Origin of the sequence: Vibrio japonicus (assembly GCF_024582835.1) — a bacterium.
GTDB lineage: Bacteria > Pseudomonadota > Gammaproteobacteria > Enterobacterales > Vibrionaceae > Vibrio > Vibrio japonicus.
Map to the genome: position 1 here is coordinate 1,439,064 of NZ_CP102096.1, position 22,192 is coordinate 1,461,255.

The 22,192-nt window shown below is 58.1% G+C and carries 24 protein-coding genes and 3 pseudogenes; all 27 read right to left on the reverse strand.

What is annotated here, in order from left to right; translation table 11 throughout:
* Positions 1 to 33: 33 nt before the first annotated feature.
* The 27 genes and pseudogenes from NP165_RS06800 to NP165_RS06920 all read right to left on the reverse strand — a co-directional run bounded on the left by NP165_RS06800 (position 34) and on the right by NP165_RS06920 (position 22,018).
* Positions 34 to 3,093: a VCBS domain-containing protein gene (locus NP165_RS06800; RefSeq protein WP_306439746.1), complete on the reverse strand. Its 3,060-nt coding sequence runs from the start codon at positions 3,091 to 3,093 to the stop codon at positions 34 to 36.
* Positions 3,030 to 5,099, reverse strand: a complete 2,070-nt coding sequence (locus NP165_RS06805; RefSeq protein WP_257083232.1) for a VCBS domain-containing protein — start codon at positions 5,097 to 5,099, stop codon at positions 3,030 to 3,032. Before NP165_RS06805 ends, NP165_RS06800 begins: the two co-directional genes overlap by 64 nt.
* A 12-nt stretch (positions 5,100 to 5,111) precedes the next feature.
* Positions 5,112 to 5,231, reverse strand: a complete 120-nt coding sequence (locus tag NP165_RS06810; RefSeq protein WP_257083233.1) for a VCBS domain-containing protein — start codon at positions 5,229 to 5,231, stop codon at positions 5,112 to 5,114.
* On the reverse strand, positions 5,194 to 5,484 hold the full coding sequence (locus tag NP165_RS06815; RefSeq protein ID WP_257083234.1) for a VCBS domain-containing protein: 291 nt from the start codon (positions 5,482 to 5,484) through the stop codon (positions 5,194 to 5,196). The genes NP165_RS06810 and NP165_RS06815 overlap by 38 nt, the downstream gene beginning before the upstream one ends.
* On the reverse strand, positions 5,448 to 5,846 hold the full coding sequence (locus NP165_RS06820; protein WP_257083235.1) for a VCBS domain-containing protein: 399 nt from the start codon (positions 5,844 to 5,846) through the stop codon (positions 5,448 to 5,450). The genes NP165_RS06815 and NP165_RS06820 overlap by 37 nt, the downstream gene beginning before the upstream one ends.
* Complete coding sequence (locus NP165_RS06825) at positions 5,756 to 6,028, reverse strand: VCBS domain-containing protein (RefSeq protein ID WP_503169889.1); 273 nt, start codon at positions 6,026 to 6,028, stop codon at positions 5,756 to 5,758. Before NP165_RS06825 ends, NP165_RS06820 begins: the two co-directional genes overlap by 91 nt.
* Positions 5,946 to 6,281 (reverse strand): VCBS domain-containing protein, encoded by a 336-nt coding sequence (locus NP165_RS06830; protein WP_257083237.1) that lies wholly within the window; start codon positions 6,279 to 6,281, stop codon positions 5,946 to 5,948. The genes NP165_RS06825 and NP165_RS06830 overlap by 83 nt, the downstream gene beginning before the upstream one ends.
* 2 nt (positions 6,282 to 6,283) lie before the next feature.
* On the reverse strand, positions 6,284 to 6,460 hold the full coding sequence (locus NP165_RS06835) for a VCBS domain-containing protein (protein ID WP_257083238.1): 177 nt from the start codon (positions 6,458 to 6,460) through the stop codon (positions 6,284 to 6,286).
* Positions 6,457 to 6,714, reverse strand: coding sequence for a VCBS domain-containing protein (locus NP165_RS06840; protein ID WP_257085605.1), 258 nt, complete (start codon positions 6,712 to 6,714; stop codon positions 6,457 to 6,459). The genes NP165_RS06835 and NP165_RS06840 overlap by 4 nt, the downstream gene beginning before the upstream one ends.
* Positions 6,611 to 7,200 (reverse strand): annotated as a pseudogene (locus NP165_RS20150) (VCBS domain-containing protein). Before NP165_RS20150 ends, NP165_RS06840 begins: the two are co-directional and overlap by 104 nt.
* Before the next feature lie 56 nt (positions 7,201 to 7,256).
* Complete coding sequence (locus tag NP165_RS06855; protein WP_257083239.1) at positions 7,257 to 7,544, reverse strand: VCBS domain-containing protein; 288 nt, start codon at positions 7,542 to 7,544, stop codon at positions 7,257 to 7,259.
* Positions 7,508 to 7,642, reverse strand: coding sequence for a VCBS domain-containing protein (locus NP165_RS06860; RefSeq protein WP_306439749.1), 135 nt, complete (start codon positions 7,640 to 7,642; stop codon positions 7,508 to 7,510). Before NP165_RS06860 ends, NP165_RS06855 begins: the two co-directional genes overlap by 37 nt.
* A gap of 154 nt (positions 7,643 to 7,796) precedes the next feature.
* Positions 7,797 to 8,150, reverse strand: coding sequence for a hypothetical protein (locus NP165_RS20155; RefSeq protein WP_503169880.1), 354 nt, complete (start codon positions 8,148 to 8,150; stop codon positions 7,797 to 7,799).
* Positions 8,069 to 8,668 carry a VCBS domain-containing protein gene (locus tag NP165_RS20055; RefSeq protein WP_503169890.1) on the reverse strand — a complete coding sequence of 200 codons (600 nt, stop codon included), beginning with the start codon at positions 8,666 to 8,668 and terminating at the stop codon, positions 8,069 to 8,071. The genes NP165_RS20155 and NP165_RS20055 overlap by 82 nt, the downstream gene beginning before the upstream one ends.
* The gene (locus NP165_RS20060; RefSeq protein WP_371133662.1) at positions 8,586 to 9,053 is read right to left on the reverse strand and encodes a VCBS domain-containing protein; all 468 of its coding nucleotides are present in this window, start codon (positions 9,051 to 9,053) and stop codon (positions 8,586 to 8,588) included. The genes NP165_RS20055 and NP165_RS20060 overlap by 83 nt, the downstream gene beginning before the upstream one ends.
* Positions 8,990 to 9,361, reverse strand: a complete 372-nt coding sequence (locus NP165_RS20065) for a VCBS domain-containing protein (protein ID WP_257083241.1) — start codon at positions 9,359 to 9,361, stop codon at positions 8,990 to 8,992. Before NP165_RS20065 ends, NP165_RS20060 begins: the two co-directional genes overlap by 64 nt.
* Positions 9,298 to 9,855, reverse strand: a complete 558-nt coding sequence (locus NP165_RS20070) for a VCBS domain-containing protein (RefSeq protein ID WP_371133707.1) — start codon at positions 9,853 to 9,855, stop codon at positions 9,298 to 9,300. The genes NP165_RS20065 and NP165_RS20070 overlap by 64 nt, the downstream gene beginning before the upstream one ends.
* Positions 9,835 to 9,977 (reverse strand): annotated as a pseudogene (locus NP165_RS20075) (VCBS domain-containing protein); the annotation flags it as partial. The gene NP165_RS20070 and the pseudogene NP165_RS20075, both read right to left, overlap by 21 nt.
* The gene (locus NP165_RS06875) at positions 9,914 to 10,285 is read right to left on the reverse strand and encodes a VCBS domain-containing protein (protein ID WP_257083241.1); all 372 of its coding nucleotides are present in this window, start codon (positions 10,283 to 10,285) and stop codon (positions 9,914 to 9,916) included. The pseudogene NP165_RS20075 and the gene NP165_RS06875, both read right to left, overlap by 64 nt.
* On the reverse strand, positions 10,222 to 11,520 hold the full coding sequence (locus NP165_RS06880; protein WP_257083242.1) for a VCBS domain-containing protein: 1,299 nt from the start codon (positions 11,518 to 11,520) through the stop codon (positions 10,222 to 10,224). Before NP165_RS06880 ends, NP165_RS06875 begins: the two co-directional genes overlap by 64 nt.
* On the reverse strand, positions 11,457 to 11,798 hold the full coding sequence (locus NP165_RS06885) for a VCBS domain-containing protein (RefSeq protein WP_257083243.1): 342 nt from the start codon (positions 11,796 to 11,798) through the stop codon (positions 11,457 to 11,459). The genes NP165_RS06880 and NP165_RS06885 overlap by 64 nt, the downstream gene beginning before the upstream one ends.
* Positions 11,762 to 12,106: a VCBS domain-containing protein gene (locus tag NP165_RS06890; protein WP_257083244.1), complete on the reverse strand. Its 345-nt coding sequence runs from the start codon at positions 12,104 to 12,106 to the stop codon at positions 11,762 to 11,764. The genes NP165_RS06885 and NP165_RS06890 overlap by 37 nt, the downstream gene beginning before the upstream one ends.
* Positions 12,070 to 12,434: pseudogene (locus NP165_RS06895) on the reverse strand (VCBS domain-containing protein). The gene NP165_RS06890 and the pseudogene NP165_RS06895 overlap by 37 nt, the downstream one beginning before the upstream one ends.
* Complete coding sequence (locus NP165_RS06905; protein ID WP_257083247.1) at positions 12,371 to 12,646, reverse strand: VCBS domain-containing protein; 276 nt, start codon at positions 12,644 to 12,646, stop codon at positions 12,371 to 12,373. Before NP165_RS06905 ends, NP165_RS06895 begins: the two are co-directional and overlap by 64 nt.
* Positions 12,643 to 13,047: a VCBS domain-containing protein gene (locus NP165_RS06910; protein ID WP_306439750.1), complete on the reverse strand. Its 405-nt coding sequence runs from the start codon at positions 13,045 to 13,047 to the stop codon at positions 12,643 to 12,645. The genes NP165_RS06905 and NP165_RS06910 overlap by 4 nt, the downstream gene beginning before the upstream one ends.
* Positions 12,984 to 20,462: a VCBS domain-containing protein gene (locus NP165_RS06915; protein ID WP_257083248.1), complete on the reverse strand. Its 7,479-nt coding sequence runs from the start codon at positions 20,460 to 20,462 to the stop codon at positions 12,984 to 12,986. Before NP165_RS06915 ends, NP165_RS06910 begins: the two co-directional genes overlap by 64 nt.
* A complete protein-coding gene (locus tag NP165_RS06920; protein ID WP_257083249.1) occupies positions 20,399 to 22,018 on the reverse strand; it encodes a VCBS domain-containing protein in 1,620 nt (539 codons plus the stop codon). Before NP165_RS06920 ends, NP165_RS06915 begins: the two co-directional genes overlap by 64 nt.
* Positions 22,019 to 22,192: the final 174 nt, after the last annotated feature.

Genomic DNA, 22,192 nt, shown 5'->3' on the forward strand with positions numbered 1-22,192 from the left:
GATGTAAAATCCCGGTTTTTTGTTAGCTAGAGTTTAGTCCTTGATAATAAACATACTATCTAGGTTGTTGGTAATATCCGCAGCAGACAAACCTTCTAACTCGATCGTTACATGCTCATTCGCGTTGTTTTGAACTTCAATAGTCACGCTTCCGTCTGTATCCTTAGCGGACTGCTCAATACTGCTCAGAATCGTGCTCACGTCATCGTCAGTAATATCACCAAACAAGTCGCTCAGATCGATCTTATCACCTTCGTCAACATCGAAATCTTTGATGGTATCTGTGCTGCCGTCCAAGTCACCATCTAACCACGTGAAGATATCTGCATCTGCCCCGCCAGTGAGGGTGTCATTTCCGATTCCCCCAATAAGGATGTCATCGCCAATTCCACCATCTAGCGTGTCGCCACCACCTTGGCCAAACAAAATGTCATCACCTAGACCGCCTTGAAGAGTATCACCTTGATCATTAGCGCCTGCTTGAGAGAACTCGTCAATGTGATTCCTTATATAGTTGTGAACCTGTGCGGTTGTTACTTCTGAAGCGCCCAAATTAGAAGCTACGTACTGCTCAAGACCAGTATAACCTTGCTCCGATATACCACTAAAGTGCAGTGCATCACCAAACAATATGTCATCACCAGCACCACCATCTATCGTATCTTTTCCTGGTAGCCGTTGATCAGTATCTCCGAGAATCGCGTCCGCCAGTTTATCCGCATCGACATTAACAGCAACTTTACCATCAGAATCAAACAGAGTAAGTACGTCCTCCTTGATATTATTACCAATACCAATTGCTTCGACTTCCACGCCCTCCGCAACAAGGTTTTTATACGCTAAACGAGATTCGTCTAATATGCGCTCCCAATCATTCTCATTTTCATCAAGAGCACTAACATAGCCATAACCACCGTTCCCATCCGGGCGCATGAACCCCAAGACCGTTTCAAAGGCTATTCCAAATAGGACACTGTATTTTACAACAACGCCACTCTCATCAATTGTTACCCTGTTGCCAAAGCTATATTGTGTGCCATATTCATAATTCCCACCTGTCACATCATTCAGGTATACGTCATGCTCATTACCGGAGTAATTAATCAAACGTGGGTTTTCTGTTTCCTCATTAAAGGTGTTTGGCTTTCCATCAGTTATAAAGTATGCCTTGTTCACTGCATCGGGATTACTTTTCATGGTACTAGTAAACCAGTTAGCTGTGGTATTAAATGCATCTTCATAGTTAGTGGAACCACTTGGTACGAGTGCATTAACTAGGTTCGCAAGATCTGAATCATCATACTCACTCAACGAGTTCAAATTCACAGATATCGAGTTCATCGCATAAGTATTAAAGTCTGTTACGAACACGTTAACATTGCCACTGTTCCCCGTTGTGGCACTTTCAAGCAGCGATTCAAAAACCTCTTTTAGCTGAAGTTTCATTGAATTTAATGAACTATTGCTAACACTAAGGGAGGTATCAAGCATAAAAGCAATGTTGTAATCCTGGCCTTGAGTGACAATGTCCCCGGATAGATCTGCAACAGAAATATTATGCTCATTTCCATAAGAGACTTCCTGACCATCAGCCGATTCTGTATTCCCAACGAAGTCTGAAAGCTGGACGTCATCCTCTCCAGTGGCTTTGTTCGTTTCTCCCGTTGTTTTTTCTGTTGCCTCTACTTCAACTTTCAAAACAACATTCCCTGCTTCTGCGCTAGGAATTCGTACAACTAAATCTGTCAATGTAAGATTTTGATTGTCACTCGACAACTCCGATACAATTAAATGTATCTCACCGTTTTCGTTAGCAGTACCAAGTACATCTCCTGACGAGTTTAGAAGACTCGACCCCTGAGGCAACCCACTCAGCACCATGGATGAAAGATATTCACTACCGTCGGTATCACTCACTGCTGCATTAATATCAACAGGGTATCCAACATACAATGGCTGAACACTTGTCACTTGCCCAGTTTCATTATCAATCTGATAAATACCGTCATCAAACTGAATGTATTCTACGTTATGAACGTGTTTAGTTGTTAACTCACCATGCTCAGTAGTAGTCAACCTCAACCATTTGTCATGTTCCGACCACTTGCTGTTATCAATCTCGTAATCAACTCGGCTACCTTTTACCACTAAGATATCGCTACCAGCGCCGCCATATACCCCATCGTTTCCTGTACCAGAAACAAGTACATCATCACCAGCACCAGCATACAGAGACTGCCCTTGGACACCATCTGCACCAACCAAAACATCATCGGTTTCGTGTAAGTCATAGTGAACCTGAGAGTACAGGCCATCTTGACCACCATGTTGGCTGACCAGATAGTTATTGCTAGTAGAGATTCCGTATAAGTTATCACCGTTAGCGCTCTGATCTATTTGTTCATTTCCTATTTTAAACCGTAGCTTATTGAAATCACCCGATTGGAACTGCTCTGTAGTTATCCCCCAAGTCAAAAATTTGTCTGAGTAGACAGGCTGGCCATTTCCGGTCAACGTAATTGATACTGACGGCTTATCTGCCACTGGATTGACATTTATCGCAACAGTCGATTCTTTACCTTCATTTATACCATCAGTTGGTTTAAAACCGATTTCGGCATAATCTTGTTTCTGATCACCAGTACCTTCAGTCAAATGGCCATCATAGCCTGACTCATCTTCATCAGGAGTGAAACGGACCTGACAAGAATCAAACTGTGATTTATTCAATACCTGACCAATACTTACCTGCTGCCAATCTCCATCACTATCCAAATACTCAAGCTTACCATCATCTGGTATGTCAGTAATTTCGACACCGAGAGCAGAGTCTAGAGAATCTGCGTCTGAAATTCCGAAGGAGTTCCATTCAATGAATACAGAAGTGTCTTCGGTTGTCGCAATTGGCACTTGTTTGTTCAATTCTATTGTGGGAGCGTCGTTCGCACCATGGATGGTGATGGTCACCACCTGCTCGGTGCCGTCTTCCGATTTCACCGTGAAGGTTTCTGTCAGTGTCTCGTCCACGTTCAACGCATCGACCGTCTCGTTGCCGTTATCCAGCACGTAGGTCCACTTGCCGTTCGCATCCACACGGAACGTGCCGTACTGGCCGCCGCATCGGCTTGCGCCTGGAACACGTTGTCGGTGTTGTCCACGTCGCTTGCGAGCAAGGTGCCCGTCGCGGTGGTCTCCGCCGCGTCTTCGGTCACGCTGCCGCTATCATCGCCTGTGATTTTCGCGCCGTCGTTCGCACCATGGATGGTGATGGTCACCACCTGCTCGGTGCCGTCTTCCGATTTCACCGTGAAGGTTTCTGTCAGTGTCTCGTCCACGTTCAACGCATCGACCGTCTCGTTGCCGTTATCCAGCACGTAGGTCCACTTGCCGTTCGCATCCACACGGAACGTGCCGTACTGGCCCGCCGCATCGGCTTGCGCCTGGAACACGTTGTCGGTGTTGTCCACGTCGCTTGCGAGCAAGGTGCCCGTCGCGGTGGTCTCCGCCGCGTCTTCGGTCACGCTGCCGCTATCATCGCCTGTGATTTTCGCGCCGTCGTTCGCACCATGGATGGTGATGGTCACCACCTGCTCGGTGCCGTCTTCCGATTTCACCGTGAAGGTTTCTGTCAGTGTCTCGTCCACGTTCAACGCATCGACCGTCTCGTTGCCGTTATCCAGCACGTAGGTCCACTTGCCGTTCGCATCCACACGGAACGTGCCGTACTGGCCCGCCGCATCGGCTTGCGCCTGGAACACGTTGTCGGTGTTGTCCACGTCGCTTGCGAGCAAGGTGCCCGTCGCGGTGGTCTCCGCCGCGTCTTCGGTCACGCTGCCGCTATCATCGCCTGTGATTTTCGCGCCGTCGTTCGCACCATGGATGGTGATGGTCACCACCTGCTCGGTGCCGTCTTCCGATTTCACCGTGAAGGTTTCTGTCAGTGTCTCGTCCACGTTCAACGCATCGACCGTCTCGTTGCCGTTATCCAGCACGTAGGTCCACTTGCCGTTCGCATCCACACGGAACGTGCCGTACTGGCCCGCCGCATCGGCTTGCGCCTGGAACACGTTGTCGGTGTTGTCCACGTCGCTTGCGAGCAAGGTGCCCGTCGCGGTGGTCTCCGCCGCGTCTTCGGTCACGCTGCCGCTATCATCGCCTGTGATTTTCGCGCCGTCGTTCGCACCATGGATGGTGATGGTCACCACCTGCTCGGTGCCGTCTTCCGATTTCACCGTGAAGGTTTCTGTCAGTGTCTCGTCCACGTTCAACGCATCGACCGTCTCGTTGCCGTTATCCAGCACGTAGGTCCACTTGCCGTTCGCATCCACACGGAACGTGCCGTACTGGCCCGCCGCATCGGCTTGCGCCTGGAACACGTTGTCGGTGTTGTCCACGTCGCTTGCGAGCAAGGTGCCCGTCGCGGTGGTCTCCGCCGCGTCTTCGGTCACGCTGCCGCTATCATCGCCTGTGATTTTCGCGCCGTCGTTCGCACCATGGATGGTGATGGTCACCACCTGCTCGGTGCCGTCTTCCGATTTCACCGTGAAGGTTTCTGTCAGTGTCTCGTCCACGTTCAACGCATCGACCGTCTCGTTGCCGTTATCCAGCACGTAGGTCCACTTGCCGTTCGCATCCACACGGAACGTGCCGTACTGGCCCGCCGCATCGGCTTGCGCCTGGAACACGTTGTCGGTGTTGTCCACGTCGCTTGCGAGCAAGGTGCCCGTCGCGGTGGTCTCCGCCGCGTCTTCGGTCACGCTGCCGCTATCATCGCCTGTGATTTTCGCGCCGTCGTTCGCACCATGGATGGTGATGGTCACCACCTGCTCGGTGCCGTCTTCCGATTTCACCGTGAAGGTTTCTGTCAGTGTCTCGTCCACGTTCAACGCATCGACCGTCTCGTTGCCGTTATCCAGCACGTAGGTCCACTTGCCGTTCGCATCCACACGGAACGTGCCGTACTGGCCCGCCGCATCGGCTTGCGCCTGGAACACGTTGTCGGTGTTGTCCACGTCGCTTGCGAGCAAGGTGCCCGTCGCGGTGGTCTCCGCCGCGTCTTCGGTCACGCTGCCGCTATCATCGCCTGTCGTTCGCACCATGGATGGTGATGGTCACGCTCGTTCTTCCGATTTCACCGTGAAGGTTTCTGTCAGTGTCTCGTCCACGTTCAACGCATCGACCGTCTCGTTGCCGTTATCCAGCACGTAGGTCCACTTGCCGTTCGCATCCACACGGAACGTGCCGTCTTGCGCCTGTTGTCGGTGTTGTCCACGTCGCTTGCAAGGTGCCCGTCGCGGTGGTCTCCGCCGCGTCTTCGGTCACGCTGCCGCTATCATCGCCTGTGATTTTCGCGCCGTCGTTCGCACCATGGATGGTGATGGTCACCACCTGCTCGGTGCCGTCTTCCGATTTCACCGTGAAGGTTTCTGTCAGTGTCTCGTCCACGTTCAACGCATCGACCGTCTCGTTGCCGTTATCCAGCACGTAGGTCCACTTGCCGTTCGCATCCACACGGAACGTGCCGTACTGGCCGCCGCATCGGCTTGCGCCTGGAACACGTTGTCGGTGTTGTCCACGTCGCTTGCGAGCAAGGTGCCCGTCGCGGTGGTCTCCGCCGCGTCTTCGGTCACGCTGCCGCTATCATCGCCTGTGATTTTCGCGCCGTCGTTCGCACCATGGATGGTGATGGTCACCACCTGCTCGGTGCCGTCTTCCGATTTCACCGTGAAGGTTTCTGTCAGTGTCTCGTCCACGTTCAACGCATCGACCGTCTCGTTGCCGTTATCCAGCACGTAGGTCCACTTGCCGTTCGCATCCACACGGAACGTGCGTACTGGCCGCCGCATCGGCTTGCGCCTGGAACACGTTGTCGGTGTTGTCCACGTCGCTTGCGAGCAAGGTGCCACGCGGTGGTCTCCGCCGCGTCTTCGGTCACGCTGCCGCTATCATCGCCTGTGATTTTCGCGCCGTCGTTCGCACCATGGATGGTGATGGTCACCACCTGCTCGGTGCCGTCTTCCGATTTCACCGTGAAGGTTTCTGTCAGTCTCGTCCACGTTCAACGCATCGACCGTCTCGTGTCCACGTCGCATTGCCGTACTGGCAATCGGTTGCCCTGTCACGTTGTCGGTCTCGCTTGCGAGCAAGGTGCCCGTCGCGGTGGTCTCCGCCGCGTCTTCGGTCACGCTGCCGCTATCATCGCCTGTGATTTTCGCGCCGTCGTTCGCACCATGGATGGTGATGGTCACCACCTGGATTTCACCGTGATTTCTGTCAGTCACGTTCAACGCATCGCCGTCTCGTTGCCGTTATCCAGCACGTAGGTCCACTTGCCGTTCGCATCCACACGGAACGTGCCGTACTGGCCGCCGCATCGGCTTGCGCCTGGAACACGTTGTCGGTGTTGTCCACGTCGCTTGCGAGCAAGGTGCCCGTCGCGGTGGTCTCCGCCGCGTCTCAACTGCCGCTATCATCGCCTGTGATTTTCGCGCCGTCGTTCGCACCATGGATGGTGATGGTCACCACCTGCTCGGTGCCGTCTTCCGATTTCACCGTGAAGGTTTCTGTCAGTGTCTCGTCCACGTTCAACGCATCGACCGTCTCGTTGCCGTTATCCAGCACGTAGGTCCACTTGCCGTTCGCATCCACACGGAACGTGCCACTTGCCCGCCGCACACGGCTTGCGCCTGCCGTACTGGCAAGGTGCCCGCGCATCGGCTTGCGCCTGGAACACGTTGTCGGTGTTGTCCACGTCGCTTGCGAGCAAGGTGCCCGTCGCGGTGGTCTCCGCCGCGTCTTCGGTCACGCTGCCGCTATCATCGCCTGTGATTTTCGCGCCGTCGTTCGCACCATGGATGGTGATGGTCACCACCTGCTCGGTGCCGTCTTCCGATTTCACCGTGAAGGTTTCAGTGTCTCGTCCACGTTCAACGCATCGACCGTCTCGTTGCCGTTATCCAGCACGTAGGTCCACTTGCCGTTCGCATCCACACGGAACGTGCCGTACGTCCGCCGCATCGGCTTGCGCCTGGAACACGTTGTCGGTGTTGTCCACGTCGCTTGCGAGCAAGGTGCCCGTCGCGGTGGTCTCCGCCGCGTTTCGGTCACGCTGCCGCTATCATCGCCTGTGATTTTCGCGCCGTCGTTCGCACCATGGATGGTGATGGTCACCACCTGCTCGGTGCCGTCTTCCGATTTCACCGTGAAGGTTTCTGTCAGTGTCGTCCACGTTCAACGCATCGACCGTCTCGTTGCCGTTATCCAGCACGTAGGTCCACTTGCCGTCGGGAACGTGCCGTTGCGCCTTGCGCCTGGAACACGTTGTCGGTGTTGTCCACGTCGCTTGTGCCCGTCGCGGTGGTCTCCGCCGCGTCTTCGGTCACGCTGCCGCTATCATCGCCTGTGATTTTCGCGCCGTCGTTCGCACCATGGATGGTGATGGTCACCACCTGCTCGGTGCCGTCTTCCGATTTCACCGTGAAGGTTTCTGTCAGTGTCTCGTCCACGTTCAACGCATCGACCGTCTCGTTGCCGTTATCCAGCACGTCCACTTGCCGTTCGCATCCACACGGAACGTGCCGTACTGGCCCGCCGCATCGGCTTGCGCCTGGTTGTCGGTGTTGTCCACGTCGCTTGCGAGCACCGTCTTCGCGGTGGTTCCGCCGCGTCTTCGGTCACGCTGCCGCTATCATCGCCTGTGATTTTCGCGCCGTCGTTCGCACCATGGATGGTGATGGTCACCACCTGCTCGGTGCCGTCTTCCGATTTCACCGTGAAGGTTTCCGCCTCGTCCACGTTCAACGCATCGACCGTCTCGTTGCCGTTATCCAGCACGTAGGTCCACTTGCCGTTCGCATCCACACGGAACGTGCCGTACTGGCCCGCCGCATCGGCTTGCGCCTGGAACACGTTGTCGGTGTTGTCCACGTCGCTTGCGAGCAAGGTGCCTTCGCGGTGGTCTCCGCCGCGTCTTCGGTCACGCTGCCGCTATCATCGCCTGTGATTTTCGGCTCGTTCGCCTGGTGATGGTCACACCTGCTCGGTGCCGTCTTCCGATTTCGTGAAGGTGTCAGTGTCCGTCCACGTTCAACGTCATCGACCGTCTCGTTGCCGTTATCCAGCACGTAGGTCCACTTGCCGTTCGCATCCACACGGAACGTGCGTCTGGCGCCGCATCGGCTTGCGCCTGGAACACGTTGTCGGTGTTGTCCACGTCGCTTGCGAGCAAGGTGCCCGTCGCGGTGGTCTCCGCCGCGTCTTCGGTCACGCTGCCGCTATCATCGCCTGTGATTTTCGCGCCGTCGTTCGCACCATGGATGGTGATGGTCACCACCTGCTCGGTGCCGTCTTCCGATTTCACCGTGAAGGTTTCTGTCAGTGTCTCGTCCACGTTCAACGCATCGACCGTCTCGTTGCCGTTATCCAGCACGTAGGTCCACTTGCCGTTCGCATCCACACGGAACGTGCCGTACTGGCCCGCCGCATCGGCTTGCGCCTGGAACACGTTGTCGGTGTTGTCCACGTCGCTTGCGAGCAAGGTGCCCGTCGCGGTGGTCTCCGCCGCGTCTTCGGTCACGCTGCCGCTATCATCGCCTGTGATTTTCGCGCCGTCGTTCGCACCATGGATGGTGATGGTCACCACCTGCTCGGTGCCGTCTTCCGATTTCACCGTGAAGGTTTCTGTCAGTGTCGACCGTCTCGTTGCCGTTATCCAGCACGTAGGTCCACTTGCCGTTCGCATCCACACGGAACGTGCCGTACTGGCCCGCCGCATCGGCTTGCGCCTGGAACACGTTGTCGGTGTTGTCCACGTCGCTTGCGAGCAAGGTGCCCGTCGCGGTGGTCTCCGCCGCGTCTTCGGTCACGCTGCCGCTATCATCGCCTGTGATTTTCGCGCCGTCGTTCGCACCATGGATGGTGATGGTCACCACCTGCTCGGTGCCGTCTTCCGATTTCACCGTGAAGGTTTCTGTCAGTGTCTCGTCCACGTTCAACGCATCGACCGTCTCGTTGCCGTTATCCAGCACGTAGGTCCACTTGCCGTTCGCATCCACACGGAACGTGCCGTACTGGCCGCCGCATCGGCTTGCGCCTGGAACACGTTGTCGGTGTTGTCCACGTCGCTTGCGAGCAAGGTGCCCGTCGCGGTGGTCTCCGCCGCGTCTTCGGTCACGCTGCCGCTATCATCGCCTGTGATTTTCGCGCCGTCGTTCGCACCATGGATGGTGATGGTCACCACCTGCTCGGTGCCGTCTTCCGATTTCACCGTGAAGGTTTCTGTCAGTGTCTCGTCCACGTTCAACGCATCGACCGTCTCGTTGCCGTTATCCAGCACGTAGGTCCACTTGCCGTTCGCATCCACACGGAACGTGCCGTACTGGCCGCCGCATCGGCTTGCGCCTGGAACACGTTGTCGGTGTTGTCCACGTCGCTTGCGAGCAAGGTGCCCGTCGCGGTGGTCTCCGCCGCGTCTTCGGTCACGCTGCCGCTATCATCGCCTGTGATTTTCGCGCCGTCGTTCGCACCATGGATGGTGATGGTCACCACCTGCTCGGTGCCGTCTTCCGATTTCACCGTGAAGGTTTCTGTCAGTGTCTCGTCCACGTTCAACGCATCGACCGTCTCGTTGCCGTTATCCAGCACGTAGGTCCACTTGCCGTTCGCATCCACACGGAACGTGCCGTACTGGCCCGCCGCATCGGCTTGCGCCTGGAACACGTTGTCGGTGTTGTCCACGTCGCTTGCGAGCAAGGTGCCCGTCGCGGTGGTCTCCGCCGCGTCTTCGGTCACGCTGCCGCTATCATCGCCTGTGATTTTCGCGCCGTCGTTCGCACCATGGATGGTGATGGTCACCACCTGCTCGGTGCCGTCTTCCGATTTCACCGTGAGGTTTCTGTCAGTGTCTCGTCCACGTTCAACGCATCGACCGTCTCGTTGCCGTTATCCAGCACGTAGGTCCACTTGCCGTTCGCATCCACACGGAACGTGCCGTACTGGCCGCCGCATCGGCTTGCGCCTGGAACACGTTGTCGGTGTTGTCCACGTCGCTTGCGAGCAAGGTGCCCGTCGCGGTGGTCTCCGCCGCGTCTTCGGTCACGCTGCCGCTATCATCGCCTGTGATTTTCGCGCCGTCGTTCGCACCATGGATGGTGATGGTCACCACCTGCTCGGTGCCGTCTTCCGATTTCACCGTGAAGGTTTCTGTCAGTGTCTCGTCCACGTTCAACGCATCGACCGTCTCGTTGCCGTTATCCAGCACGTAGGTCCACTTGCCGTTCGCATCCACACGGAACGTGCCGTACTGGCCGCCGCATCGGCTTGCGCCTGGAACACGTTGTCGGTGTTGTCCACGTCGCTTGCGAGCAAGGTGCCCGTCGCGGTGGTCTCCGCCGCGTCTTCGGTCACGCTGCCGCTATCATCGCCTGTGATTTTCGCGCCGTCGTTCGCACCATGGATGGTGATGGTCACCACCTGCTCGGTGCCGTCTTCCGATTTCACCGTGAAGGTTTCTGTCAGTGTCTCGTCCACGTTCAACGCATCGACCGTCTCGTTGCCGTTATCCAGCACGTAGGTCCACTTGCCGTTCGCATCCACACGGAACGTGCCGTACTGGCCCGCCGCATCGGCTTGCGCCTGGAACACGTTGTCGGTGTTGTCCACGTCGCTTGCGAGCAAGGTGCCCGTCGCGGTGGTCTCCGCCGCGTCTTCGGTCACGCTGCCGCTATCATCGCCTGTGATTTTCGCGCCGTCGTTCGCACCATGGATGGTGATGGTCACCACCTGCTCGGTGCCGTCTTCCGATTTCACCGTGAAGGTTTCTGTCAGTGTCTCGTCCACGTTCAACGCATCGACCGTCTCGTTGCCGTTATCCAGCACGTAGGTCCACTTGCCGTTCGCATCCACACGGAACGTGCCGTACTGGCCCGCCGCATCGGCTTGCGCCTGGAACACGTTGTCGGTGTTGTCCACGTCGCTTGCGAGCAAGGTGCCCGTCGCGGTGGTCTCCGCCGCGTCTTCGGTCACGCTGCCGCTATCATCGCCTGTGATTTTCGCGCCGTCGTTCGCACCATGGATGGTGATGGTCACCACCTGCTCGGTGCCGTCTTCCGATTTCACCGTGAAGGTTTCTGTCAGTGTCTCGTCCACGTTCAACGCATCGACCGTCTCGTTGCCGTTATCCAGCACGTAGGTCCACTTGCCGTTCGCATCCACACGGAACGTGCCGTACTGGCCCGCCGCATCGGCTTGCGCCTGGAACACGTTGTCGGTGTTGTCCACGTCGCTTGCGAGCAAGGTGCCCGTCGCGGTGGTCTCCGCCGCGTCTTCGGTCACGCTGCCGCTATCATCGCCTGTGATTTTCGCGCCGTCGTTCGCACCATGGATGGTGATGGTCACCACCTGCTCGGTGCCGTCTTCCGATTTCACCGTGAAGGTTTCTGTCAGTGTCTCGTCCACGTTCAACGCATCGACCGTCTCGTTGCCGTTATCCAGCACGTAGGTCCACTTGCCGTTCGCATCCACACGGAACGTGCCGTACTGGCCGCATCGGCTTGCGCCTGGAACACGTTGTCGGTGTTGTCCACGTCGCTTGCGAGCAAGGTGCCCGTCGCGGTGGTCTCCGCCGCGTCTTCGGTCACGCTGCCGCTATCATCGCCTGTGATTTTCGCGCCGTCGTTCGCACCATGGATGGTGATGGTCACCACCTGCTCGGTGCCGTCTTCCGATTTCACCGTGAAGGTTTCTGTCAGTGTCTCGTCCACGTTCAACGCATCGACCGTCTCGTTGCCGTTATCCAGCACGTAGGTCCACTTGCCGTTCGCATCCACACGGAACGTGCCGTACTGGCCGCCGCATCGGCTTGCGCCTGGAACACGTTGTCGGTGTTGTCCACGTCGCTTGCGAGCAAGGTGCCCGTCGCGGTGGTCTCCGCCGCGTCTTCGGTCACGCTGCCGCTATCATCGCCTGTGATTTTCGCGCCGTCGTTCGCACCATGGATGGTGATGGTCACCACCTGCTCGGTGCCGTCTTCCGATTTCACCGTGAAGGTTTCTGTCAGTGTCTCGTCCACGTTCAACGCATCGACCGTCTCGTTGCCGTTATCCAGCACGTAGGTCCACTTGCCGTTCGCATCCACACGGAACGTGCCGTACTGCCCGCCGCATCGGCTTGCGCCTGGAACACGTTGTCGGTGTTGTCCACGTCGCTTGCGAGCAAGGTGCCCGTCGCGGTGGTCTCCGCCGCGTCTTCGGTCACGCTGCCGCTATCATCGCCTGTGATTTTCGCGCCGTCGTTCGCACCATGGATGGTGATGGTCACCACCTGCCGTCTTCCGATTTCACCGTGAAGGTTTCTGTCAGTGTCTCGTCCACGTTCAACGCATCGACCGTCTCGTTGCCGTTATCCAGCACGTAGGTCCACTTGCCGTTCGCATCCACACGGAACGTGCCGTACTGGCCGCCGCATCGGCTTGCGCCTGGAACACGTTGTCGGTGTTGTCCACGTCGCTTGCGAGCAAGGTGCCCGTCGCGGTGGTCTCCGCCGCGTCTTCGGTCACGCTGCCGCTATCATCGCCTGTGATTTTCGCGCCGTCGTTCGCACCATGGATGGTGATGGTCACCACCTGCTCGGTGCCGTCTTCCGATTTCACCGTGAAGGTTTCAGTGTCTCGTCCACGTTCAACGCATCGACCGTCTCGTTGCCGTTATCCAGCACGTAGGTCCACTTGCCGTTCGCATCCACACGGAACGTGCCGTACTGGCCCGCCGCATCGGCTTGCGCCTGGAACACGTTGTCGGTGTTGTCCACGTCGCTTGCGAGCAAGGTGCCCGTCGCGGTGGTCTCCGCCGCGTCTTCGGTCACGCTGCCGCTATCATCGCCTGTGATTTTCGCGCCGTCGTTCGCACCATGGATGGTGATGGTCACCACCTGCTCGGTGCCGTCTTCCGATTTCACCGTGAAGGTTTCTGTCAGTGTCTCGTCCACGTTCAACGCATCGACCGTCTCGTTGCCGTTATCCAGCACGTAGGTCCACTTGCCGTTCGCATCCACACGGAACGTGCCGTACTGGCCGCCGCATCGGCTTGCGCCTGGAACACGTTGTCGGTGTTGTCCACGTCGCTTGCGAGCAAGGTGCCCGTCGCGGTGGTCTCCGCCGCGTCTTCGGTCACGCTGCCGCTATCATCGCCTGTGATTTTCGCGCCGTCGTTCGCACCATGGATGGTGATGGTCACCACCTGCTCGGTGCCGTCTTCCGATTTCACCGTGAAGGTTTCTGTCAGTGTCTCGTCCACGTTCAACGCATCGACCGTCTCGTTGCCGTTATCCAGCACGTAGGTCCACTTGCCGTTCGCATCCACACGGAACGTGCCGTACTGGCCCGCCGCATCGGCTTGCGCCTGGAACACGTTGTCGGTGTTGTCCACGTCGCTTGCGAGCAAGGTGCCCGTCGCGGTGGTCTCCGCCGCGTCTTCGGTCACGCTGCCGCTATCATCGCCTGTGATTTTCGCGCCGTCGTTCGCACCATGGATGGTGATGGTCACCACCTGCTCGGTGCCGTCTTCCGATTTCACCGTGAAGGTTTCTGTCAGTGTCTCGTCCACGTTCAACGCATCGACCGTCTCGTTGCCGTTATCCAGCACGTAGGTCCACTTGCCGTTCGCATCCACACGGAACGTGCCGTACTGGCCCGCCGCATCGGCTTGCGCCTGGAACACGTTGTCGGTGTTGTCCACGTCGCTTGCGAGCAAGGTGCCCGTCGCGGTGGTCTCCGCCGCGTCTTCGGTCACGCTGCCGCTATCATCGCCTGTGATTTTCGCGCCGTCGTTCGCACCATGGATGGTGATGGTCACCACCTGCTCGGTGCCGTCTTCCGATTTCACCGTGAAGGTTTCTGTCAGTGTCTCGTCCACGTTCAACGCATCGACCGTCTCGTTGCCGTTATCCAGCACGTAGGTCCACTTGCCGTTCGCATCCACACGGAACGTGCCGTACTGGCCCGCCGCATCGGCTTGCGCCTGGAACACGTTGTCGGTGTTGTCCACGTCGCTTGCGAGCAAGGTGCCCGTCGCGGTGGTCTCCGCCGCGTCTTCGGTCACGCTGCCGCTATCATCGCCTGTGATTTTCGCGCCGTCGTTCGCACCATGGATGGTGATGGTCACCACCTGCTCGGTGCCGTCTTCCGATTTCACCGTGAAGGTTTCTGTCAGTGTCTCGTCCACGTTCAACGCATCGACCGTCTCGTTGCCGTTATCCAGCACGTAGGTCCACTTGCCGTTCGCATCCACACGGAACGTGCCGTACTGGCCCGCCGCATCGGCTTGCGCCTGGAACACGTTGTCGGTGTTGTCCACGTCGCTTGCGAGCAAGGTGCCCGTCGCGGTGGTCTCCGCCGCGTCTTCGGTCACGCTGCCGCTATCATCGCCTGTGATTTTCGCGCCGTCGTTCGCACCATGGATGGTGATGGTCACCACCTGCTCGGTGCCGTCTTCCGATTTCACCGTGAAGGTTTCTGTCAGTGTCTCGTCCACGTTCAACGCATCGACCGTCTCGTTGCCGTTATCCAGCACGTAGGTCCACTTGCCGTTCGCATCCACACGGAACGTGCCGTACTGGCCCGCCGCATCGGCTTGCGCCTGGAACACGTTGTCGGTGTTGTCCACGTCGCTTGCGAGCAAGGTGCCCGTCGCGGTGGTCTCCGCCGCGTCTTCGGTCACGCTGCCGCTATCATCGCCTGTGATTTTCGCGCCGTCGTTCGCACCATGGATGGTGATGGTCACCACCTGCTCGGTGCCGTCTTCCGATTTCACCGTGAAGGTTTCTGTCAGTGTCTCGTCCACGTTCAACGCATCGACCGTCTCGTTGCCGTTATCCAGCACGTAGGTCCACTTGCCGTTCGCATCCACACGGAACGTGCCGTACTGGCCCGCCGCATCGGCTTGCGCCTGGAACACGTTGTCGGTGTTGTCCACGTCGCTTGCGAGCAAGGTGCCCGTCGCGGTGGTCTCCGCCGCGTCTTCGGTCACGCTGCCGCTATCATCGCCTGTGATTTTCGCGCCGTCGTTCGCACCATGGATGGTGATGGTCACCACCTGCTCGGTGCCGTCTTCCGATTTCACCGTGAAGGTTTCTGTCAGTGTCTCGTCCACGTTCAACGCATCGACCGTCTCGTTGCCGTTATCCAGCACGTAGGTCCACTTGCCGTTCGCATCCACACGGAACGTGCCGTACTGGCCCGCCGCATCGGCTTGCGCCTGGAACACGTTGTCGGTGTTGTCCACGTCGCTTGCGAGCAAGGTGCCCGTCGCGGTGGTCTCCGCCGCGTCTTCGGTCACGCTGCCGCTATCATCGCCTGTGATTTTCGCGCCGTCGTTCGCACCATGGATGGTGATGGTCACCACCTGCTCGGTGCCGTCTTCCGATTTCACCGTGAAGGTTTCTGTCAGTGTCTCGTCCACGTTCAACGCATCGACCGTCTCGTTGCCGTTATCCAGCACGTAGGTCCACTTGCCGTTCGCATCCACACGGAACGTGCCGTACTGGCCCGCCGCATCGGCTTGCGCCTGGAACACGTTGTCGGTGTTGTCCACGTCGCTTGCGAGCAAGGTGCCCGTCGCGGTGGTCTCCGCCGCGTCTTCGGTCACGCTGCCGCTATCATCGCCTGTGATTTTCGCGCCGTCGTTCGCACCATGGATGGTGATGGTCACCACCTGCTCGGTGCCGTCTTCCGATTTCACCGTGAAGGTTTCTGTCAGTGTCTCGTCCACGTTCAACGCATCGACCGTCTCGTTGCCGTTATCCAGCACGTAGGTCCACTTGCCGTTCGCATCCACACGGAACGTGCCGTACTGGCCCGCCGCATCGGCTTGCGCCTGGAACACGTTGTCGGTGTTGTCCACGTCGCTTGCGAGCAAGGTGCCCGTCGCGGTGGTCTCCGCCGCGTCTTCGGTCACGCTGCCGCTATCATCGCCTGTGATTTTCGCGCCGTCGTTCGCACCATGGATGGTGATGGTCACCACCTGCTCGGTGCCGTCTTCCGATTTCACCGTGAAGGTTTCTGTCAGTGTCTCGTCCACGTTCAACGCATCGACCGTCTCGTTGCCGTTATCCAGCACGTAGGTCCACTTGCCGTTCGCATCCACACGGAACGTGCCGTACTGGCCCGCCGCATCGGCTTGCGCCTGGAACACGTTGTCGGTGTTGTCCACGTCGCTTGCGAGCAAGGTGCCCGTCGCGGTGGTCTCCGCCGCGTCTTCGGTCACGCTGCCGCTATCATCGCCTGTGATTTTCGCGCCGTCGTTCGCACCATGGATGGTGATGGTCACCACCTGCTCGGTGCCGTCTTCCGATTTCACCGTGAAGGTTTCTGTCAGTGTCTCGTCCACGTTCAACGCATCGACCGTCTCGTTGCCGTTATCCAGCACGTAGGTCCACTTGCCGTTCGCATCCACACGGAACGTGCCGTACTGGCCCGCCGCATCGGCTTGCGCCTGGAACACGTTGTCGGTGTTGTCCACGTCGCTTGCGAGCAAGGTGCCCGTCGCGGTGGTCTCCGCCGCGTCTTCGGTCACGCTGCCGCTATCATCGCCTGTGATTTTCGCGCCGTCGTTCGCACCATGGATGGTGATGGTCACCACCTGCTCGGTGCCGTCTTCCGATTTCACCGTGAAGGTTTCTGTCAGTGTCTCGTCCACGTTCAACGCATCGACCGTCTCGTTGCCGTTATCCAGCACGTAGGTCCACTTGCCGTTCGCATCCACACGGAACGTGCCGTACTGGCCCGCCGCATCGGCTTGCGCCTGGAACACGTTGTCGGTGTTGTCCACGTCGCTTGCGAGCAAGGTGCCCGTCGCGGTGGTCTCCGCCGCGTCTTCGGTCACGCTGCCGCTATCATCGCCTGTGATTTTCGCGCCGTCGTTCGCACCATGGATGGTGATGGTCACCACCTGCTCGGTGCCGTCTTCCGATTTCACCGTGAAGGTTTCTGTCAGTGTCTCGTCCACGTTCAACGCATCGACCGTCTCGTTGCCGTTATCCAGCACGTAGGTCCACTTGCCGTTCGCATCCACACGGAACGTGCCGTACTGGCCCGCCGCATCGGCTTGCGCCTGGAACACGTTGTCGGTGTTGTCCACGTCGCTTGCGAGCAAGGTGCCCGTCGCGGTGGTCTCCGCCGCGTCTTCGGTCACGCTGCCGCTATCATCGCCTGTGATTTTCGCGCCGTCGTTCGCACCATGGATGGTGATGGTCACCACCTGCTCGGTGCCGTCTTCCGATTTCACCGTGAAGGTTTCTGTCAGTGTCTCGTCCACGTTCAACGCATCGACCGTCTCGTTGCCGTTATCCAGCACGTAGGTCCACTTGCCGTTCGCATCCACACGGAACGTGCCGTACTGGCCCGCCGCATCGGCTTGCGCCTGGAACACGTTGTCGGTGTTGTCCACGTCGCTTGCGAGCAAGGTGCCCGTCGCGGTGGTCTCCGCCGCGTCTTCGGTCACGCTGCCGCTATCATCGCCTGTGATTTTCGCGCCGTCGTTCGCACCATGGATGGTGATGGTCACCACCTGCTCGGTGCCGTCTTCCGATTTCACCGTGAAGGTTTCTGTCAGTGTCTCGTCCACGTTCAACGCATCGACCGTCTCGTTGCCGTTATCCAGCACGTAGGTCCACTTGCCGTTCGCATCCACACGGAACGTGCCGTACTGGCCCGCCGCATCGGCTTGCGCCTGGAACACGTTGTCGGTGTTGTCCACGTCGCTTGCGAGCAAGGTGCCCGTCGCGGTGGTCTCCGCCGCGTCTTCGGTCACGCTGCCGCTATCATCGCCTGTGATTTTCGCGCCGTCGTTCGCACCATGGATGGTGATGGTCACCACCTGCTCGGTGCCGTCTTCCGATTTCACCGTGAAGGTTTCTGTCAGTGTCTCGTCCACGTTCAACGCATCGACCGTCTCGTTGCCGTTATCCAGCACGTAGGTCCACTTGCCGTTCGCATCCACACGGAACGTGCCGTACTGGCCCGCCGCATCGGCTTGCGCCTGGAACACGTTGTCGGTGTTGTCCACGTCGCTTGCGAGCAAGGTGCCCGTCGCGGTGGTCTCCGCCGCGTCTTCGGTCACGCTGCCGCTATCATCGCCTGTGATTTTCGCGCCGTCGTTCGCACCATGGATGGTGATGGTCACCACCTGCTCGGTGCCGTCTTCCGATTTCACCGTGAAGGTTTCTGTCAGTGTCTCGTCCACGTTCAACGCATCGACCGTCTCGTTGCCGTTATCCAGCACGTAGGTCCACTTGCCGTTCGCATCCACACGGAACGTGCCGTACTGGCCCGCCGCATCGGCTTGCGCCTGGAACACGTTGTCGGTGTTGTCCACGTCGCTTGCGAGCAAGGTGCCCGTCGCGGTGGTCTCCGCCGCGTCTTCGGTCACGCTGCCGCTATCATCGCCTGTGATTTTCGCGCCGTCGTTCGCACCATGGATGGTGATGGTCACCACCTGCTCGGTGCCGTCTTCCGATTTCACCGTGAAGGTTTCTGTCAGTGTCTCGTCCACGTTCAACGCATCGACCGTCTCGTTGCCGTTATCCAGCACGTAGGTCCACTTGCCGTTCGCATCCACACGGAACGTGCCGTACTGGCCCGCCGCATCGGCTTGCGCCTGGAACACGTTGTCGGTGTTGTCCACGTCGCTTGCGAGCAAGGTGCCCGTCGCGGTGGTCTCCGCCGCGTCTTCGGTCACGCTGCCGCTATCATCGCCTGTGATTTTCGCGCCGTCGTTCGCACCATGGATGGTGATGGTCACCACCTGCTCGGTGCCGTCTTCCGATTTCACCGTGAAGGTTTCTGTCAGTGTCTCGTCCACGTTCAACGCATCGACCGTCTCGTTGCCGTTATCCAGCACGTAGGTCCACTTGCCGTTCGCATCCACACGGAACGTGCCGTACTGGCCCGCCGCATCGGCTTGCGCCTGGAACACGTTGTCGGTGTTGTCCACGTCGCTTGCGAGCAAGGTGCCCGTCGCGGTGGTCTCCGCCGCGTCTTCGGTCACGCTGCCGCTATCATCGCCTGTGATTTTCGCGCCGTCGTTCGCACCATGGATGGTGATGGTCACCACCTGCTCGGTGCCGTCTTCCGATTTCACCGTGAAGGTTTCTGTCAGTGTCTCGTCCACGTTCAACGCATCGACCGTCTCGTTGCCGTTATCCAGCACGTAGGTCCACTTGCCGTTCGCATCCACACGGAACGTGCCGTACTGGCCCGCCGCATCGGCTTGCGCCTGGAACACGTTGTCGGTGTTGTCCACGTCGCTTGCGAGCAAGGTGCCCGTCGCGGTGGTCTCCGCCGCGTCTTCGGTCACGCTGCCGCTATCATCGCCTGTGATTTTCGCGCCGTCGTTCGCACCATGGATGGTGATGGTCACCACCTGCTCGGTGCCGTCTTCCGATTTCACCGTGAAGGTTTCTGTCAGTGTCTCGTCCACGTTCAACGCATCGACCGTCTCGTTGCCGTTATCCAGCACGTAGGTCCACTTGCCGTTCGCATCCACACGGAACGTGCCGTACTGGCCCGCCGCATCGGCTTGCGCCTGGAACACGTTGTCGGTGTTGTCCACGTCGCTTGCGAGCAAGGTGCCCGTCGCGGTGGTCTCCGCCGCGTCTTCGGTCACGCTGCCGCTATCATCGCCTGTGATTTTCGCGCCGTCGTTCGCACCATGGATGGTGATGGTCACCACCTGCTCGGTGCCGTCTTCCGATTTCACCGTGAAGGTTTCTGTCAGTGTCTCGTCCACGTTCAACGCATCGACCGTCTCGTTGCCGTTATCCAGCACGTAGGTCCACTTGCCGTTCGCATCCACACGGAACGTGCCGTACTGGCCCGCCGCATCGGCTTGCGCCTGGAACACGTTGTCGGTGTTGTCCACGTCGCTTGCGAGCAAGGTGCCCGTCGCGGTGGTCTCCGCCGCGTCTTCGGTCACGCTGCCGCTATCATCGCCTGTGATTTTCGCGCCGTCGTTCGCACCATGGATGGTGATGGTCACCACCTGCTCGGTGCCGTCTTCCGATTTCACCGTGAAGGTTTCTGTCAGTGTCTCGTCCACGTTCAACGCATCGACCGTCTCGTTGCCGTTATCCAGCACGTAGGTCCACTTGCCGTTCGCATCCACACGGAACGTGCCGTACTGGCCCGCCGCATCGGCTTGCGCCTGGAACACGTTGTCGGTGTTGTCCACGTCGCTTGCGAGCAAGGTGCCCGTCGCGGTGGTCTCCGCCGCGTCTTCGGTCACGCTGCCGCTATCATCGCCTGTGATTTTCGCGCCGTCGTTCGCACCATGGATGGTGATGGTCACCACCTGCTCGGTGCCGTCTTCCGATTTCACCGTGAAGGTTTCTGTCAGTGTCTCGTCCACGTTCAACGCATCGACCGTCTCGTTGCCGTTATCCAGCACGTAGGTCCACTTGCCGTTCGCATCCACACGGAACGTGCCGTACTGGCCGCCGCATCGGCTTGCGCCTGGAACACGTTGTCGGTGTTGTCCACGTCGCTTGCGAGCAAGGTGCCCGTCGCGGTGGTCTCCGCCGCGTCTTCGGTCACGCTGCCGCTATCATCGCCTGTGATTTTCGCGCCGTCGTTCGCACCATGGATGGTGATGGTCACCACCTGCTCGGTGCCGTCTTCCGATTTCACCGTGAAGGTTTCTGTCAGTGTCTCGTCCACGTTCAACGCATCGACCGTCTCGTTGCCGTTATCCAGCACGTAGGTCCACTTGCCGTTCGCATCCACACGGAACGTGCCGTACTGGCCCGCCGCATCGGCTTGCGCCTGGAACACGTTGTCGGTGTTGTCCACGTCGCTTGCGAGCAAGGTGCCCGTCGCGGTGGTCTCCGCCGCGTCTTCGGTCACGCTGCCGCTATCATCGCCTGTGATTTTCGCGCCGTCGTTCGCACCATGGATGGTGATGGTGATGGTTTGTGTATCTGCGCCATCCGCCGTCGGGATGGTGTACGTCACCGTCTCGCTTTCATTCGCATCCAGGTACTGCACCGCGTCGTTATTCACGGTGTAGGTCCACTCGCCATTCTCGTCGATGCTTAAGCTGCCCAGCTCTTCCGTCACGGTTGAGTTGGCCGCATCGAACACTGGCGTGCCGAACGCGCCATCGCCGTCCGCATCGTTCAGAGTCACGGTGCCCGTCGTGGTTAGGTTGCCGCCAGTCACCGCAACGTCTTCCGTCACGCTGCCTGTATCGCGGTTGCCAGCGTCGGAATCGATGGTGATGTCTGAGTCGTCATCGACAGGCGTAACCCCAACATTCACAACAATGGTGTCTGTACCACCGTTACCGTCAGACACAATTACTGTAAAGCTGTCTTCACCATTAAAGTTTGGGTTCGGCGTATAGGTCCAATTGCCATTTTCATCAACGGCAAGCAAACCATTACTTGGCGGGTTCCCTTCTGAAAAGGTGACATTGTCACCATCAGTGTCACTAGCAGTCAGTTTGCCTGTAATGGGTTGGTCTTCCAATGTTGTCAGGCTTAGATCTAAGCCATCTGGGTTTGAGTTGGTTTCAACAGCGACAACGTTTTCTTGAAGAAGCGGGTATTGTGCAATGAGTGAGACGCTTTGAGTTTCAGAAAGGCCAAGGGCTAACAAGCCTTCTGTTGAGAATTCTGTGGATGCAATGGTTTCTTCGCCATTTCGTACAATAGTACCAGCTAAGGTCGCACTTGAACTGACTTGCTGTCCTGCTGCGGCAGCAAAATCCTCTCCTAGTTGAGTCGGATCTTGTCCTTGTTCAAGAGCGGCAAAAATTTCTTCAACGTCATCAGAAATACCCTGAGGCACTCCATCTTCACCGATAAGCTCTACATTTAGGGTAGATTCATGACCGAGTTCTTGGCCTCTATCCAGAATCACTTCTCCTGGTTTTGGAAGTTCACCCTCCAACAAAGTCCGAACTACACCATTAGTATCAACTACTACTTTTTGACCACTTGCTAAACTAACTAAAGCTACGTATGCACTCATAACCACGCCTATAACCCTTTACAATACAGCCGCCCAAAAAACCTGCGACAATAATTTGGCATTTATTATATTCAATAACCGCATAAAATAACATTTTCGTTCTTTCATCTGAACCAATTTTTCTTTATTTCGCTTAATTCTTTTCGTTTCGGTCACAATCTTCAAACTCGAAAA